Here is a 14,663-nt window from a genome sequence, read left to right as displayed (position 1 = left end):
GGATGCCGTCTGTCGTCCTCGGGCCGCGCACAGATGCTCTGGTGCTGTACCAGCGACCGTCATCTCTGCTCTCCGATGATGCGGGTGCGTGCCCAGCCGCTGACCTGTTCGATGCCGATCACCACCACCGCAATCATCAGGATCACGGTCATTGCCGTGGGATAGTCAAACAGGTCAAAGCCGACCTTCAATTCGATCCCGATCCCTCCGGCTCCTACAAGGCCAAGGATGGTCGAGGACCGCACGGCCTTTTCCAGCGCAAAGAGCGAGGTGGAGATAAAGGCGGGCAAGCTGCCGGGGATCGTGGCACATGCCACCACGTCGATCCTGCGCGCGCCTGTCGCCGTCAGGCATTCGGCGGGGCCTTTGTCGGTGGCCTCCATGTCGTCTGCAAAGAACCGCCCGCAAAAGCCGATGGTGTCGATCACGATCGCCAGCATCCCCGCAAAGGGGCCAAGCCCCACGGCCACGACGAATACCAGTGCCCATGCGATGTCTGGCACGGCGCGCACAAAGCTGAGCGCCGTGCGCGTGATCTGGTTTACCCAAGGTCCGGCAATCAGGCCCTTTGCCGCCAACAACGCGACAGGCACCGACAGGATCACCCCGATCACAGCCCCGGCGACGGCGATTTGCAGCGTTTCGATCATTTTCCAGCCAAGCCGCGCCAGCACCTGTGGTTCCAGATTGGGCGGGAACGCGCGGCTGGCGAAATCTGCAAACCGGGCAGGGGAATTGGCCACTTTTTCAATCGAGAAACCGGCACCGGCAAGGCACCAGAAGATGATGAAAAGACCCAGAACATAGCCCAGGAACCCGATGGATGACGGCCGCTCAAACCGCGTCAGGTCCGATCGTGGCCGCGTGATGTCAGTCATAGAGACCTCTCAGGTCGGCGGCGCTGAGCGAACTGGCGGTTGCGTCCAGTTGAATGCGCCCCTGCGCAAGACCCAGAACCCGGTCGCCATATTTCAATGCGTGGTCGATGTTGTGCGAGGTGAAGACAACGGTGACATCATCGTCGCGCACCAGACGGAAGAACAGCTCCATCACGTCTTCGCCCGCGCTTGGATCAAGCGAGGCGCAGGGCTCATCGGCAAACAAGACCTTTGGCGCACCAACGATGGCACGCGCGATGGCGACGCGTTGCGATTGGCCGCCCGACAACCTGTCTGCGCGTCTTTGTGCGAAATCCGCCAGGCCGACCCGTTCCAACGCCTCCATGGCCGCAACCCGAGAGGATTGCGGGGCGAGGGTGTGGCTCCAGTGGCGCGGACCGGGATGTTTGCCCAGAAGGCCGTGCAGGACGTTGGTCAAGACCGAAAGCCGGGGCACCAGGTTGGGTTTTTGCGATACAAGCCCGACTTGTTTGCGGATCCTGCGCAGCTCGCCCTTGCTGGATGCATTTGCCTGCATTCCCAACAGTTGCACGCTGCCGGCAGAGGTCGGGATCAGGCCCATCATGCACCGCAGCAAGGTCGATTTTCCTGTTCCGTTGGCACCGACAAGCGCTGTGGCCTCTCCGCGCGCAAGGCGAAAGCTGACATCAGAAAAGATCGGTGTGTCGCCAAACCGCTTGGCCAGCGCGCGCACCTCGATATCAACAGGCGAAACCGGGGCGAAAGCCACCCCGGTTTGCGCAGACGGCACCTCAGGTGCCGCCCGGTATTCCTGCAAAAGATCAGTCACCGATGAAATTGTCGAACTGAGGGTATCCGGCGTTCGTATACATGGACCGCACGTAGTCGTAGGCGCTGTCCTCGATCGCCACGAGATCCATGCCGACATACTTGTCGTTCTCTTCGTGGGCGGTGATGCCCGCGATGATCTGCGCCTTGTTATCAAGGATTGCGTCACGCACTGCCATGGCCGCGTCGGCTGGCACATGGGCCCCGACCATGATCATGTCGTTGGGCAGATCCCCCGAACGCGCGATCATCTTGAAGTAGCCATAGGGCAGCTCTGTCTGGCCATTGCGAACCCCGAGGAATGTTCCCGCGTTCATGCCAAGTGCCGCGACATCGCCGTTCTTCAGCGCCTCAAAGGCGATGTTGCGCGAGGTGTGGGTCTTTTCGATGTCGTTGACCGGGTCGACGCCATGGTCGGCCAGGGTCTGCATCGGGCAGAGCATGTTGGAGGTCGAGCCGATGTCGCCAAAGGCGACTTTCTTGCCGACCAGATCAGCAGGCAGGTTGATGCCGCTGTCTGCCAGCACGATTATGGCGCAATGATAGTCAGGGCGGCCTAGGCCGATCAGCGGCGCGGCGTTGGTCAGCTTGTTGATGACCACGTATTCCGCCGGGCCGGAAACCACGAAGTCCACGGTCTCGCCGCGCAGGGCCTCGGCCGCAGCCGTGCGCGAATTCACCGCGTAGAATTCAAACGTGTCGCCCGTGGCCGCCTCGAGTGCGTCCTTGAACGGACCCCACTCCAGCTGCAGACGCTCCATGCCTTCGACGTCCGTGACGGCGAGTTTCCAGTTTTCGGCCGCAGCCCCAAAAGCAGAAACAGCGGCCAGGCCGACGCCCACCAAAAGAGATTTGAGTTTCATTGCACCCTCCAGTTTCATTCAACCGGTTGAATGGGGGCTTTGCATGCCGTTGAGGCTACGGTTTCATGAAGTCTGTGTGACTGTGGACAAAGACCCGGATGGATCAGCCGACTTTGTTCCCCTGGCTCCAGACACCGCGCAGCAGGGGGGTCTGGTCGATCTTGCGCACCCGCAGAACATCTCCGCGCAGGCCGGTCCGCAAGGCACCGCGATCGCGCAGCCGTACCGCTTCCGCTGGGTTGCGGGTCACCGTGGCAATGGCGCGGGGCAGGTCATTCCAGATATCGGCAAGGCGGAAGGCCGACAAAAGCAGCGCCGACGGCACATAGTCCGACGAGACGATGTCAAGAAGATTGGCCTTGGCAAGGTCGTGGGCCGCGACGTTTCCGGAATGCGATCCGCCCCGGATCAGGTTCGGTGCACCCATCATCACGGCGATCCCATGGGCGCGGCAGGCTTCTGCCGCCTCAACCGTTGTCGGAAACTCGGCGAAGCCCACGCCGTTTGCGGCCGAGGTTTCGACGTGGTCCGCTGTCGTGTCATCGTGGCTGGCAAGCACCGCGCCAAGGCGCACAGCCTCCTTGACGGACCCAACTTCGTGCGCGGCGCCAAAGCGTTTCTGCAGGTCGATCAGGTTTTCCACATGGTCGGCAAACTCTGCGTCATTCAGGCCGCGCTTTTTCGCGACATAAGTTTTCAGCGCGGTCAGATCCCGGAACTGGCGTTGGCCCGGCGTGTGGTCCATCAGGCTGACGATGCCGACCCGGTCTTGCGGACCAAAGGCTGCCAATTCCTCCAGCAACGTCTCGGAACAAATCTCGGCCCGAAGGTGCAGGAAGTGGCTGATCTTGAAAAAGCCCGCAGCCCGCGCAGCCAGAAGTTCGTTGGCCAGTTTGCGGGCATAATCGCTGTAGCGTGCCTTGCCGCTGTGGATGGATCCGACGCGCAAGGCGTCAAAGACGGTTGTGATACCCGTCGAGGCCAGTTCGGCGTCATGGGCGATCAGCGCAGGCAGATGGGGCCAATCCACCTCTGGTCGGGGCTCGATATGGCGCTCGACGTTGTCGGTATGAAGCTCCACCAGACCGGGCAGGATCAGATCCCCGGCGCAATCCAGCGCCCCGCTCGGCACGTGATCGCCCTCAGCCAGGTCTGAGATGACGCCATTTTCGATCGTGACCGAACCGGTGATGACCTGATCGGGCAACACCAGCTGCGCATTGGCGAGACACAGATCTGCTGACATATCGACGTCACAAGCCTTTGCCAAAGACGACGTGGGAAAAGGGGAATTCATGTCATACTCTCGATTTGCGATCTACTATATACCGGCAGAGGGGCCGCTGGCCGATTTCGGTGCTGCCTGGCTGGGCTGGGATGTCGTGCGGGGCTGCGCGGCGCGCCAACCCGATCTGCCGGGTTTGCGTGACATCACGATGACACCGCGCAAATACGGATTTCATGGAACGTTGAAACCGCCCTTTCGCCTGGCCAAGACCCAAACGGTCGAAGGACTGGAAAAGGCGGTATCGGACCTGGCGGTCTCGCTGCGCCCTGCGATCTGCGACCGTCTTGATCTGATGACGATTGGCCGGTTTCTGGCGCTGACACCCATGGGGGACACACACTCCCTCGGGCAGGTCGCAGAAGCCTGTGTGACCGACCTCGACGCGTTCCGCGACCCGCCTCCGGAGGCGGAGCTGGCCCGCAGGCGCGCGGCAGGGTTGAGCGCGCGCCAGGATGCGCTGCTGACACGATGGGGATACCCCTATGTCATGGAGGAGTTCCGGTTTCATCTGACCCTTTCGGGGCGCCTGCCTGAAGACACCATTTCCCGGTGGACGCAGGCGGTGCGGCACAGCCTGCCGGATTTGCCCGCACCCTTCGTCGTGGACCAGATCGCCTTGTGCGGTGAGCGGGCCGATGGCCATTTCGAGATGCTGCACCGCTACACACTTGCGGGTTGAAGCAGGGCCGCAGCCCGCGCCACGGTATCAGGCAGCGGGCCGTCGTTGGGCAGATGGATCACCTCAAGACCTGACGGCAGGGGCTTGTCTGCCTGCGCCAGGCGTTTGGCAATCTCCACCTCTGTCTCGCGCGCGCGTTCCGTCAGACGCCTTGCGAGGGTTTCAGGCCGCGCGGTGATATTGAGGACGACGAGGCGCGGAAAGATCTCGGCTGCATGGGGCAAAGCCTTGCGAGAGAAGTTGGCAAGGCAATCGATGCCCTTGCCAAGGCTGACATTGATCCCGACCGGGAGGCCGTAACGCAGCCCATGCGCCTGCCAGTGCACCGCAAAGGCCCCGTCTTCGACCAAGGTTCCGAATTGCGCGTCCGTCACCGCGTCATAGTCTTCGCCGCCAAGACCCGGCGCGCGCGTGGTCACCCGGCGCACCAGATGCACGTTCGGCAAGGCAGCCTGCAGGCCCGCCATGACGCTGTCCTTGCCAACACCGGATGGACCGACGACCGCGACAAGGCGTCCCCCAGACAGTGACCCACGCATCATGCGGCGACCTGTGGGGTATATTGGCTGACGTCGATTTCGCGGTCGCAGACCCGGTCCCGCGCTGCCTCGTCGTGGAAGATGCCGATGATGGCCGCGCCGCGTGTCTTGGCCGTTTCGATCAGCGAAAGCACCACCTCACGATTGGCCGCATCAAGGCTTGCGGTTGGCTCGTCCAGCAACATCGCTGGGTAGGGATGCGCAAACCCGCGCGCGATGTTCACGCGCTGCTGCTCGCCACCCGAGAAAGTGGTGGGCGACAGGGACCAGAGCCGTTCGGGAATGTTGAGTTGACCGAGCAGGGCGCGGGCGCGGTCCTGTGCCTCGGCGGCCGGGACACCCACCGCGCGCAGCGGTTCGGCGACAACATCCAGCGTCGGCACGCGGGGCACGATGCGCAGGAACTGACTGACATAGCCCAACACCTCGCGGCGCAGCGCGATCACCTCGCGCGGTTCGGCCTGGACCAGGTCGACATCTCCGATGAGGATCTCGCCCGCCTGGGTCAGATAGTTGCCGTAGATCATCCGCATCAGCGTGGATTTCCCGGCACCCGAGGCGCCGGTCAGCGCCACGCATTCGCCTTTGCCGATGGCAAAGGACACGTCGTTGATCACTTCGATAACGGCGCTCCCCTGATTGTGCAGGGTAAACGTCTTTGACACATTTCGTAGTTCAATCATGGCTCACACCTGCAAAACAGAGCTGACAAGAAGCTGGCTATAGGCATGCTGTGGATCGTCCAGCACCTGGTCGGTCAGACCCGCCTCGACCACATGGCCCGATTTCATGACCATCAGCCGGTCCGCCAGCAGGCGCACCACGGCCAGATCATGGGTGACGATGATGGCCGACAGCCCCATGTCCCGCACCAGACCGCGCACAAGGTCCAGCAGGCGCGCCTGAACCGACACATCCAGCCCGCCGGTGGGTTCATCCATGAAAACCAACCTTGGCCCGGTCACCAGGTTGCGGGCAATTTGCAAACGCTGCTGCATGCCGCCTGAAAAGGTTGTGGGCCGGTCATCGACGCGCGCGGCATCGATTTCCACCCGTCCCAGCCAGTCGGTGGCCTTGTCGCGAATGTCGCCATAGTGGTGTTCCCCCACTGCCATCAGACGTTCGCCCACATTGCCGCCGGCGCTGACGCCCATGCGCAGTCCGTCGCGGGCGTGCTGGTGGACAAAGGCCCAATCGGTTCTGCCGAGCATTCTGCGCTCGGGTTCTGACATGGTGATCGTGTCACGGGGGCCTTGCGCGCGGGTGTCGAACACGACCTGACCCGCATCGGGGGCCAAATGCCCAGCCAGGCAGTTCAGCAAGGTCGACTTGCCCGATCCGCTTTCGCCGACAATGCCCATGACCTCACCGGGGTATAGGTCGAACGACACATCCGCGCAGCCGATATGAGTTCCATAGCGTTTGGTCACGCCCTGAACAGACAGCAAAGGCGTCATGCCGCGTCCTTTCCCTTGTGGCCCGCCGCCTGACGGGCCTCGCAATAATCGGTGTCGGAGCACACGAACATCCGCCCGCCTGCGTCGTCGATAATCAGTTCGTCGAGATAGCTGTCGGTCGCGGCGCACATTCCGCAGGGGTGATCGGCCTTGGAGGGCTCGAACGGGTGATCCTCGAAATCGAGGCTGACGACCTCGGTATAGGGCGGCAACGCGTAAATCCGCTGCTCACGGCCCGCCCCGAAAAGCTGTATCGCGGCCATGTCGGCCAGTTTCGGATTGTCGAATTTCGGAATTGGCGAGGGGTCCATGACATAGCGCCCCTCGACCTTGACCGGATAGGCATAGGAGGTCGCGATGTGCCCGTGGCGACTGATGTCCTCATAGAGCTTCACATGCATCAACCCATATTCCTCAAGACTGTGCATCTTGCGGGTCTCGCTTTCGCGCGGCTCAAGAAAACGCAGCGGTTCCGGGATCGGCACCTGATAGACCAGGATCTGGCCTTCGGTCAGTGGTTCTTCGGGGATGCGGTGGCGGGTCTGGATCACCGTGGCGTCGCTGGTGGCCGTGGTCGTGGCGACCCCTGCCGTGCGTTCGAAAAAGGTGCGGATCGAGACTGCGTTCGTCGTGTCATCCGCCCCCTGATCAATCACCTTGAACGTATCGTCCGGTGTCAGCACGGCTGCCGACACCTGCACGCCGCCCGTACCCCAGCCATAGGGCATCGGCATCTCTCGCGAGGCGAAGGGAACCTGATAGCCGGGGATGGCCAATCCCTTGAGTATCGCACGACGGATCATCCGCTTGGTCTGTTCGTCGAGGTAAGCAAAATTGTAGGCGTCTTGATGTGTCACAGGACTGTCTCGCAGTTCTCGCGGGGCGCATGAAAATGGTTGTCTTCGCGTGCTTTGGGGGGCGGAGCCTGACCTGTCTTGCACCGGTCCTGCCCGACGAAATGTAGGGTTCGAGGGGCTGATTGATCGATGCACGCGGCCGATCCGGCGCACCTGCCCGCGCAACGTCCGGAGGGCGTCTGGCACCACATTACAGCAGTCCTCTGGTGGCTAGCTCTGTGCGCAGGGAGGCGGCACCAGTGAAATGGATCGCGTCCATGCCCGCCGCCTGTGCGCCAAGGCAATTGTGAAGCCCGTCATCCACAAAGACACATTGATCAGGACGCACCTGCGCCCGTTGACACAAGGTTCTGTAGATTTCGGTGCTGGGTTTCAGGATGCCCAACTGACCGGACACGACCGTTGTGCCGAAAACCTGGTCCAGTTCGGGGTGCACCTTCAAGCCTTCGGGCCATGTCTCGGCTGACCAATTGGTGATGGCATGAAGCGCCACGCCCCGATCCCGGAGGGCATACAGAATGTCCCATGTCTCGGTCAGCTTATCGGGAACGGTGCGGGTATAGCGCGCCACGTATTGCGCCAGCCACGCCGCGTCCTGCGGGTCCTTGATCAGACCTGCGGCCTGTCCAAAGGTCGCCCCGCCGTCACAGGCGAAATTGATCTTGTCGAACCCGACCCGCCCCAGAAAGGCCCGTGCGCCCGCGTCATCAAGGTCATCGACCCACGCCAGGTGCGGCTGCCAATCCACCAGCACGCCACCGATGTCGAAAACCACCGTATCGACGGTCATTCCGCGGCCTCCTGCACCTGATCGGCACCTGCCTCGCGGCGCAGTTTGCGCACCAGTTCCAATTCGGACTGAAAGTCGACGTAGTGCGGCAGCTTGATGTGTTCGAGGAAGCCCGTCGCCTGGATATTATCCGCATGGTACAGCACGAACTCCGCGTCCTGTGCCGGGGCACCGACGTTGTCTTCGCCCAGTTCTTCCCACCGCAGCGCGCGATCGACCAAGGCCATCGAGATCGCCTTGCGCTCGGTCTGACCGAACACCAGACCATAGCCGCGCGTAAACTGAGGTGGCTCGGTCTTGGAGCCGGTGAACTGATTGACCGTTTCGCATTCGGTCAGCGTCACGTCCCCGATTTCGATGGCAAAGCCCAGTTCGGGGATTTCCATTTCGACGGGAACCGACCCGATCCGCAGCTCACCCACGAACGCATGGTTGCGCCCGTATCCCCGTTGCGTCGAATAGGCCAAGCCAAGAATGAAGCCTTCGTCAGCGCGGGTCAGCGCCTGAAGCCGCAGGGCGCGGTCCGCTGGCATTTCCAGCGGCTCTCGGGTCAGGTCAGGGGGCGGCGTGTCATCCTGCGGGGCCTCTTCGATCAGCCCCTCACGGTTCAGAAATTCGGTCACATGTGGCACGTCGCCCGCATCTGTCGCCCGGCTGGGGGCTTCGGGGACGTCGCCATCGGCGGCCAGTTTGAAATCCAGCAGACGGTGGGTGTAGTCGAACGTCGGCCCCAAGACCTGACCGCCAGGAAGGTCCTTGAACGTGGCCGAGATGCGTCTGTCACAGGCCATCGCACCGGTATCGACCGGTCTTGACGCACCGAAGCGGGGCAGCGTGGTGCGATAGGCCCGGATCAGGAAGACAGCCTCGATCAGATCGCCGCGTGCCTGCTTGATCGCGAGAGCAGCGAGATCAGGGTCAAAAAGCGAGCCTTCGGCCATGACGCGATTGATGGCCAGGCTCAGCTGTTCGCGGATTTGCGCGATGCTCAGCTCGGCGATGTCTGCATCGCCCCGGCGCTCTTCGGCCAGCCATGCATGGGCGTTTTCGATCGCCCGCTCTCCACCTTTGACAGCGACGTACATCAGGACACCTTCGTCGTTCGGGGCAGCGCCGCGATGCGGTCGCCACTGGTCAGGATGAAGTCGAGACCAAGCGGGAACAGCGCGCTGTTGGACTGGAACGTGGCCACGTCGGGCAGGGACAGCGCCGCGTGGTCCTTGATGCCGGGACCGGTCAGGGTCGCCCCCGCAGCCGCGAGCGTGGGGCATTCCACGATCAGCGTGGCAGAGCGGTCAGGGTATTCGGACGTGCCGATGGGATAGGCTGAAATCGGCGCAAGCGCCCCCCACGTGCCAATGGCAAACATGCAATGGGACGGGCCAGTCAGCGGCGCACCGGTATGAAAGGCGATCCAGGCCTGAACCGCGTCGCAGTCGACGTCGCCGGCCAGATGGATCGGCGTTTCGGCGTCGCAAAGCGTCAGCAAGACGGCCCCTGCTGCGGGTGAAAGCGGGGCAGGGGGCGTGGCGCCGGTCATGTCCTGCACGGTGCCCGGACGTGCCATTGCCTCCATCACGCTGCGGAACGCGTGGGAGGCCCCGATGGCTGGATCGGCGAAACCGCCAGAGAGGGTTTCAGCCTGCATCAGTCTTCTCCTCGGGCCATGGTGAAAAATTCGACCTTCGTGGCCGCGGCCTTGCCGGCGCGCGCGGCCTTTGCGGCGTCCAGTCCGGTCTTCAACGGATCAAGCACGGACACGCGCAGATCGTCCGCCAAAGCGGTCTGCATGAGCGCGTCAATCAAGGCCGCGGCCTCTGCATCGGCCTTGCGACGCCCTTGGATATAGGCGTGCCCAACCTCGCCGGTCTGCAAGGTCAGCGCACAGCGGGTCACCGTCATCTCGCCCAGGTTGAATGGCGCGCCCGTCGCCCCGGCGCGGGCGCGGACCATGGTGCTGCCGATCTCTGGCGCACGCAGCCAGGTGAACGCAGGGCGCACAGTTGCCGCATCCAGCAAAGCCGCTGCACGGCCCTCTGGCGCCTTGGCCAGCAGGCTCATCCAGGCTTTGCGAGGACCATTTTCATGCAGAGTGTCTTTCATCTCGACAACTTTTTCCGTTTCATATACAACTATACATATCTTATCGTAATCGCGATGCAGCGACAGAAGAGTTTTGTGAAATTTGCGTAACGGATCAGGCAAAACCCCAATCTGGAAGGCCATCGCGGATGCCCTGCGCAGCGATATCGCCGAGGGTCGCTATGGCCCCGGTGACAAGCTGCCGACGGAGGCGGCCCTCGCGGAGCGGTTTGGCGTCAATCGCCATACGGTTCGCCACGGCATCTCGGCATTGGTCGAGGAGGGGCTTGTCCGAACCCGTCGGGGGGCGGGGGCCTTTGTGGCGGCAACGCCAACCGACTATCCGATTGGCAACCGGGTCAGGTTCCACGAAAATCTGATCGCCGCTGGCCGCAGACCCGAAAAGCGGGTCCTGGCCTTGGAAGAGCGGGCGGCAACGAGGGGCGAGGCCCACGCGCTGCAGATAGAAGCGGGCGATCCGGTCTGTGCCTATCACGGTCTTTCGCTGGCGGATGGTCAGCCGATTGCCGTGTTCGAAAGTCTGTTCCCCCTGGGGCGTCTTCCTGGGATCCCTGCTGCATTGCGGGCAACCAGCAGCGTGACGCAAGCGCTGCTCCGGGTAGGCGTCGACGACTACATACGGGTCTCGACCCGTTTGACGGCTGTCCGTGCCACCGCGACCAATGCACTGTTGCTGCAGGTGGCCGAAGGCGATCCGTTGTTGAGATCATCGAGCGTCAACCAAAGCGCACAAGGCGCGCCGGTCGAATACGGCCGGACATGGTTCGCCGGAGATCGCGTGACCCTGACGCTCGGGGGGTAGGCCCGGCCCTGATCCGCGGCCAGGCCATGTCCTTTGTCCGCCAGGGCAGGCCCCGGTCCTGCAGCGACCCATGCAGGGGCCGATGGCTGCGCTAAACCTCGTCTAGCCGATGTTGCACGTCGTCAGCCATCGTACCGATCAAGAAAGGTTTCCGCATCGAGGGCACGGAAATCCTTGAGCGCCACACGCAGCGCATCGTGGGACCAATCCCACCAGGCCAGCGCGATGAGCCGGTCGGCAATTTCGCGCGGCTGGCGTTGGCGCAAGGGTTTGGCCGGCGCGCCGGCCACGATGGTGTAGGGGTCTACATCCTTGGTCACAACGGCCCCCGCGGCCACAACCGCACCGTCACCCAGAGTGACCTCTGGCTTGATCATCGCCCCGGCCCCGATCCAGGTATCATGACCAATGCGCGCGATACGGGATTTGCGATGCGCAAAGAAATCCTCGTCGTTTGTCGCATCCTCCCAATAGTCGTGTGACCGATACAGGAAGTGGTGACATGCGGCGGTACCCAGTGGGTGATCCGTAGCTCCGATGCGCGAAAAGGCGGCGATATTGGCGAACTTTCCGATCTGTGCATTGGCGACGTCGGCGTAACGGTCGCAATAGCTGTAGTCGCCGAAAACCGAATGCGAGACACGGCTGCCTTTGCCGATTTCGACGAATGCGCCAAACCTGCTATTCGTGATCTCGCACTCGGGGTGGATAAAGGGGGTATCGGCGGATAGGCGAGGCATTTTCAGAATTCTCTTTCTTCTCCGGTAAAGCGAAAGAACTTTCCGGTGTCCTGGATTGTCAGGCGTTCAGCGATGGCCAGGATGCCCTTCGCGACCTCGTCGGGATCTTCGTCGGCTGCGGCGCCGCCCATGTCCGTGCGAACCCAGCCGGGATCGACCAAAGCCACTGGAATGCCTTCGGGTTCCAGCGCCGTCGCCAAGCCCTGCATCACCTTGTTGACTGCGGCCTTGGATGCGCGATACGCAATGCGATCCGCCTTTCGATATCCCATCCACGCCATCTGGGACGAGATCGTCAGGATCTTCGGGGCCGCACTTTCACGCAGCCGAGGCAGAACGGCTTGGGCAACGGCCAATGGGGCAATCGCGTTCACGGACAGGCAATGGGAAAAACCTTGGAAGTCCATGTCCAATGGCCACTGCCTCGCAGGCGTGATGACGCCTGCATTGTTGATCAATATGTCCAGTGGGCCAATTTCAGCAAGCTGTGTAGCAATGGTGTCCGGATCATCCAGGGTCAGGGCGACGGTTTGATCGCGCCCGTCGCGGGTTGTCCCCATCGGTTCGTGACCAGCCGCTTGTGCATTTCTGAAAAGCGCCGCTCCGATCCCTCGATTGGTGCCAGTAACTAGAATCCGCGCCATCAATCCTTGCGCCCGATCAGCTTGCCACGCAGCCATCCCGAAAACCAATCCATGAACATCACCATGGCGATGATCAGGACGATGTAATAGGCGACTTCTTCCCAATCCTTCTGCGTCTGGATCGCCTGGGTCAGCATCAGGCCGATGCCTCCGCCGGTGATTGCACCGATGATGGTGGCGGAACGCGTGTTGGACTCCAGGAAGTAGAGGATTTGGGCCAGCAGCACCGGCACCAGTTGCGGAATGACGCCAAACCGGTAGCGTTGCAGCGGTTTCGCACCAGTCGAGGAGATCCCTTCGATCTGTTTTTGGTCCACATTCTCAAGCGCTTCGGAGAAGATCTTGCCGAAGGTGCCAGTGTCGGTGATCAGGATCGCCAATGCGCCGGTCAGCGGACCGGGGCCAAAGGCACGGGCCAGAACCACTGTCCAGATCAGCGCATCGACACCGCGTACGAAATCGAACAGCCGGCGCGTCGCAGCGCGGAGCAGCATGATGGGCGAGAAACGTTTGGCCGCCAGAAAGCCAAGCGGCAGCGCGATGATCGCAGCCCCCATCGTGCCAAGGAACGCCATCAGGATCGTTTCACCAATCGCCCAGGCCACGTCTTTGTGGCGCCACATGGCGTTGTTCCACCAGTCGTGGATGGCCCCCGAAATGTTTGATCGCGCGGGGTCCAGACGGTCACCGAACAGGATCGTCCCGATGCCATGGCCGTGATAGGGGCTATCGAGCGTGAACCAGAACAGCTCCCATCCGGGGAAATAGTTGAATACCTCGGTCCGGGCCCCGGTAAGCGTGATGCGGCCCTCGGGCGTCGTGATCCCGATGCGGCGGTTCGAGGCGGAAATCCAGTCGGGCAGATCGTCGGGCAGGTTGGCCAGAAGGCTGCGTCCCTGGGCCTGGACTTCGATCAACTGAAAGCCGGGGATCTCGATTTCAGTCCGGTTTTCCGGCAGGTAGCGCACGATGTGATCGGCACCCAGATCAATGGTGAGGATCTCTTGCCCGCTGACCCAATCGGGCCGCATGCCATCGGGATAGGTGCCCTTACGCTCGCCCTCGACGGCATATGTGATCTCGCCCGAGCGGTTGTCGCGGGTGACATGGACTTTGTGGGACCAACTGTCCGACGCGAGCGTGATTGCGTTTTCCAGATTGGCCCGGCCCGCCAGGCCCTGCAGGTTGAAGGCGAAGAAGATGTAAACCAGATAGACGGCAATGACGGCAGGGATGCCAAAACCGATCATGCGCTTGCGTTGAAACAGTTTTTCAGCTTCGAACTTGGTCGCGTCCAGATCAATCGCGGTCATTGGCCTTGCCCCTCGGTCAGTCGGTTTCGGTAGCGGCTAGAGACTTGATCGAAGAACACGATCGTGCCGAACAGCAGGATGAAAATCGCGGCGGCCTCGTCAAAGCGGCCCGGCCCCCAGGCCATGGAATTGCGCAGCTCGTAGCCGAGGCCCCCGGCACCGACAAAGCCGAGAATTGCAGAGGCGCGGATGTTGATCTCGAACCGCAGCAATGTGTAGCTCACGTAGTTCGGGGCAACCTGCGGCAGCACACCCAGCAGCATCCGTTGCGACCACGTGGCACCAGTAGAAGCGAGCCCCTCGACCGGTTTCAGATCGGCGTTTTCCGCCACCTCAGAGAACATCTTGCCCAGTGCGCCAGCCGTATGAATGGCGATGGCGATCATCGCGGGGACAGGCCCCCCACCCAGGACGAAGATCAGCACCAGCGCGATGACGATCTCCGGGACAGCGCGCATGATGTCCGAGATACGGCGAAACACCGGGATCAAGCGGGGCCAGAGGGCCAGACCGCGCGTGCCGAGCAGAGACAGGAACAGCCCGCCAATTGCCCCGATCAAGGTGGATACGGCAGCGATGTTGATGGTTTCCACAAGGGCCGGAAAGTATTTCACGATCAGGCCGGGCAGATCCGCGCGTTTCGCCCATGCTTCGGACAGAACGTCGGCGGGATAGTCGCCCACCTGATGCAAGCCATTCCAGAAACCGCCTGCGTTGCGATCATCGGCGATGGTGAAACCCGACACCATGAGGACGACAAATATCAGCAGGGTCAAACCGCCATAGAGCCTGCGGCGCTGGACCTGCGCCATGTAGGCGGACTGTATGCCCACCACGGACTGTGCCGCGCCGCCAAGTGATACGTCTGCCATCGAAGGCCCCCGGACAAAATAAGTCCGG

General features: G+C 62.2%; 18 protein-coding genes. 2 read left to right on the top strand and 16 right to left on the bottom strand.

Translation table 11 applies throughout. The annotated features are described in order from the left end of the window. Positions 1 to 59: 59 nt before the first annotated feature. From phnE (K3551_RS12900) to K3551_RS12885, 4 genes are all read right to left on the bottom strand, one after another. Complete coding sequence (gene phnE, locus K3551_RS12900; protein WP_259913824.1) at positions 60 to 878, bottom strand: phosphonate ABC transporter, permease protein PhnE; 819 nt, start codon at positions 876 to 878, stop codon at positions 60 to 62. Beyond that, on the bottom strand, positions 871 to 1,689 hold the full coding sequence (locus K3551_RS12895) for a phosphonate ABC transporter ATP-binding protein (protein WP_259913820.1): 819 nt from the start codon (positions 1,687 to 1,689) through the stop codon (positions 871 to 873). Before K3551_RS12895 ends, phnE (K3551_RS12900) begins: the two co-directional genes overlap by 8 nt. After that, positions 1,682 to 2,551, bottom strand: a complete 870-nt coding sequence (locus K3551_RS12890) for a PhnD/SsuA/transferrin family substrate-binding protein (RefSeq protein WP_259913818.1) — start codon at positions 2,549 to 2,551, stop codon at positions 1,682 to 1,684. Before K3551_RS12890 ends, K3551_RS12895 begins: the two co-directional genes overlap by 8 nt. Positions 2,552 to 2,654: 103 nt before the next feature. Further along, entirely contained in the window at positions 2,655 to 3,848 is a 1,194-nt protein-coding gene (locus K3551_RS12885; RefSeq protein ID WP_409197377.1) for an alpha-D-ribose 1-methylphosphonate 5-triphosphate diphosphatase, read from the bottom strand. On the opposite strand from K3551_RS12885, the gene K3551_RS12880 reads away from it, so the two are divergent. Then, positions 3,847 to 4,518, top strand: a complete 672-nt coding sequence (locus tag K3551_RS12880) for a DUF1045 domain-containing protein (RefSeq protein WP_259913813.1) — start codon at positions 3,847 to 3,849, stop codon at positions 4,516 to 4,518. The genes K3551_RS12885 and K3551_RS12880 overlap by 2 nt on opposite strands. Here K3551_RS12880 and K3551_RS12875 read toward each other — a convergent pair. From K3551_RS12875 to phnG, 8 genes are all read right to left on the bottom strand, one after another. Continuing rightward, positions 4,500 to 4,985 (bottom strand): phosphonate metabolism protein/1,5-bisphosphokinase (PRPP-forming) PhnN, encoded by a 486-nt coding sequence (locus tag K3551_RS12875; RefSeq protein WP_259913810.1) that lies wholly within the window; start codon positions 4,983 to 4,985, stop codon positions 4,500 to 4,502. The genes K3551_RS12880 and K3551_RS12875 overlap by 19 nt on opposite strands. Positions 4,986 to 5,056: 71 nt before the next feature. Continuing rightward, positions 5,057 to 5,740: a phosphonate C-P lyase system protein PhnL gene (phnL, locus tag K3551_RS12870; RefSeq protein ID WP_259913809.1), complete on the bottom strand. Its 684-nt coding sequence runs from the start codon at positions 5,738 to 5,740 to the stop codon at positions 5,057 to 5,059. Positions 5,741 to 5,743: 3 nt separating this feature from the next. After that, positions 5,744 to 6,514 (bottom strand): phosphonate C-P lyase system protein PhnK, encoded by a 771-nt coding sequence (gene phnK, locus K3551_RS12865; RefSeq protein ID WP_259913808.1) that lies wholly within the window; start codon positions 6,512 to 6,514, stop codon positions 5,744 to 5,746. Beyond that, positions 6,511 to 7,317, bottom strand: coding sequence for an alpha-D-ribose 1-methylphosphonate 5-phosphate C-P-lyase PhnJ (locus K3551_RS12860; RefSeq protein ID WP_259919604.1), 807 nt, complete (start codon positions 7,315 to 7,317; stop codon positions 6,511 to 6,513). The genes phnK and K3551_RS12860 overlap by 4 nt, the downstream gene beginning before the upstream one ends. 244 nt (positions 7,318 to 7,561) lie before the next feature. Continuing rightward, positions 7,562 to 8,161: an HAD family phosphatase gene (locus K3551_RS12855; protein WP_259913805.1), complete on the bottom strand. Its 600-nt coding sequence runs from the start codon at positions 8,159 to 8,161 to the stop codon at positions 7,562 to 7,564. Continuing rightward, complete coding sequence (locus K3551_RS12850; protein ID WP_259913802.1) at positions 8,158 to 9,246, bottom strand: carbon-phosphorus lyase complex subunit PhnI; 1,089 nt, start codon at positions 9,244 to 9,246, stop codon at positions 8,158 to 8,160. Before K3551_RS12850 ends, K3551_RS12855 begins: the two co-directional genes overlap by 4 nt. Next, positions 9,246 to 9,809, bottom strand: coding sequence for a phosphonate C-P lyase system protein PhnH (gene phnH / locus K3551_RS12845; RefSeq protein WP_259913801.1), 564 nt, complete (start codon positions 9,807 to 9,809; stop codon positions 9,246 to 9,248). Before phnH ends, K3551_RS12850 begins: the two co-directional genes overlap by 1 nt. Then, positions 9,809 to 10,264 (bottom strand): phosphonate C-P lyase system protein PhnG, encoded by a 456-nt coding sequence (gene phnG, locus K3551_RS12840; protein WP_259919602.1) that lies wholly within the window; start codon positions 10,262 to 10,264, stop codon positions 9,809 to 9,811. Before phnG ends, phnH begins: the two co-directional genes overlap by 1 nt. An 82-nt stretch (positions 10,265 to 10,346) precedes the next feature. Here phnG and phnF point away from each other — a divergent pair, with 82 nt between their 5' ends. Beyond that, positions 10,347 to 11,066, top strand: coding sequence for a phosphonate metabolism transcriptional regulator PhnF (gene phnF, locus K3551_RS12835; protein ID WP_259913799.1), 720 nt, complete (start codon positions 10,347 to 10,349; stop codon positions 11,064 to 11,066). 122 nt (positions 11,067 to 11,188) lie between these two features. Here phnF and K3551_RS12830 read toward each other — a convergent pair whose 3' ends face one another. The 4 genes from K3551_RS12830 to phnE (K3551_RS12815) are packed head-to-tail and all read right to left on the bottom strand — an operon-like array spanning position 11,189 to position 14,635. Beyond that, the gene (locus tag K3551_RS12830; RefSeq protein ID WP_259913796.1) at positions 11,189 to 11,806 is read right to left on the bottom strand and encodes a DapH/DapD/GlmU-related protein; all 618 of its coding nucleotides are present in this window, start codon (positions 11,804 to 11,806) and stop codon (positions 11,189 to 11,191) included. A gap of 2 nt (positions 11,807 to 11,808) precedes the next feature. Further along, positions 11,809 to 12,450 carry an SDR family NAD(P)-dependent oxidoreductase gene (locus K3551_RS12825; protein WP_259913793.1) on the bottom strand — a complete coding sequence of 214 codons (642 nt, stop codon included), beginning with the start codon at positions 12,448 to 12,450 and terminating at the stop codon, positions 11,809 to 11,811. After that, positions 12,450 to 13,763 (bottom strand): phosphonate ABC transporter, permease protein PhnE, encoded by a 1,314-nt coding sequence (gene phnE, locus K3551_RS12820; RefSeq protein WP_259913791.1) that lies wholly within the window; start codon positions 13,761 to 13,763, stop codon positions 12,450 to 12,452. Before phnE (K3551_RS12820) ends, K3551_RS12825 begins: the two co-directional genes overlap by 1 nt. Continuing rightward, positions 13,760 to 14,635 (bottom strand): phosphonate ABC transporter, permease protein PhnE, encoded by an 876-nt coding sequence (phnE, locus tag K3551_RS12815; protein ID WP_259913788.1) that lies wholly within the window; start codon positions 14,633 to 14,635, stop codon positions 13,760 to 13,762. Before phnE (K3551_RS12815) ends, phnE (K3551_RS12820) begins: the two co-directional genes overlap by 4 nt. Positions 14,636 to 14,663: the final 28 nt, after the last annotated feature.

The sequence above is a fragment of the Jannaschia sp. M317 genome (assembly GCF_025141175.1).
Lineage (GTDB): Bacteria > Pseudomonadota > Alphaproteobacteria > Rhodobacterales > Rhodobacteraceae > Jannaschia.
Note: the sequence above shows the minus strand (reverse complement) of the source record. Positions and strands in the feature narration are given on the sequence as shown.

Excerpts from the sequence above, each read along its gene's own strand:
- phnE (WP_259913824.1), bottom strand. The coding sequence starts at position 878 with ATGACTGACATCACGCGGCCACGATCGGACCTGACGCGGTTTGAGCGG.
- K3551_RS12890 (WP_259913818.1), bottom strand. The coding sequence starts at position 2,551 with ATGAAACTCAAATCTCTTTTGGTGGGCGTCGGCCTGGCCGCTGTTTCT.
- K3551_RS12880 (WP_259913813.1), top strand. The coding sequence starts at position 3,847 with ATGTCATACTCTCGATTTGCGATCTACTATATACCGGCAGAGGGGCCG.
- K3551_RS12885 (WP_409197377.1), bottom strand. The coding sequence starts at position 3,848 with ATGAATTCCCCTTTTCCCACGTCGTCTTTGGCAAAGGCTTGTGACGTC.
- K3551_RS12875 (WP_259913810.1), bottom strand. The coding sequence starts at position 4,985 with ATGGCGGGCCTGCAGGCTGCCTTGCCGAACGTGCATCTGGTGCGCCGG.
- phnL (WP_259913809.1), bottom strand. The coding sequence starts at position 5,740 with ATGATTGAACTACGAAATGTGTCAAAGACGTTTACCCTGCACAATCAG.
- phnK (WP_259913808.1), bottom strand. The coding sequence starts at position 6,514 with ATGACGCCTTTGCTGTCTGTTCAGGGCGTGACCAAACGCTATGGAACT.
- K3551_RS12860 (WP_259919604.1), bottom strand. The coding sequence starts at position 7,317 with ATGATCCGTCGTGCGATACTCAAGGGATTGGCCATCCCCGGCTATCAG.
- K3551_RS12855 (WP_259913805.1), bottom strand. The coding sequence starts at position 8,161 with ATGACCGTCGATACGGTGGTTTTCGACATCGGTGGCGTGCTGGTGGAT.
- K3551_RS12850 (WP_259913802.1), bottom strand. The coding sequence starts at position 9,246 with ATGTACGTCGCTGTCAAAGGTGGAGAGCGGGCGATCGAAAACGCCCAT.
- phnH (WP_259913801.1), bottom strand. The coding sequence starts at position 9,809 with ATGCAGGCTGAAACCCTCTCTGGCGGTTTCGCCGATCCAGCCATCGGG.
- phnG (WP_259919602.1), bottom strand. The coding sequence starts at position 10,264 with ATGAAAGACACTCTGCATGAAAATGGTCCTCGCAAAGCCTGGATGAGC.
- K3551_RS12830 (WP_259913796.1), bottom strand. The coding sequence starts at position 11,806 with ATGCCTCGCCTATCCGCCGATACCCCCTTTATCCACCCCGAGTGCGAG.
- K3551_RS12825 (WP_259913793.1), bottom strand. The coding sequence starts at position 12,450 with ATGGCGCGGATTCTAGTTACTGGCACCAATCGAGGGATCGGAGCGGCG.
- phnE (WP_259913791.1), bottom strand. The coding sequence starts at position 13,763 with ATGACCGCGATTGATCTGGACGCGACCAAGTTCGAAGCTGAAAAACTG.
- phnE (WP_259913788.1), bottom strand. The coding sequence starts at position 14,635 with ATGGCAGACGTATCACTTGGCGGCGCGGCACAGTCCGTGGTGGGCATA.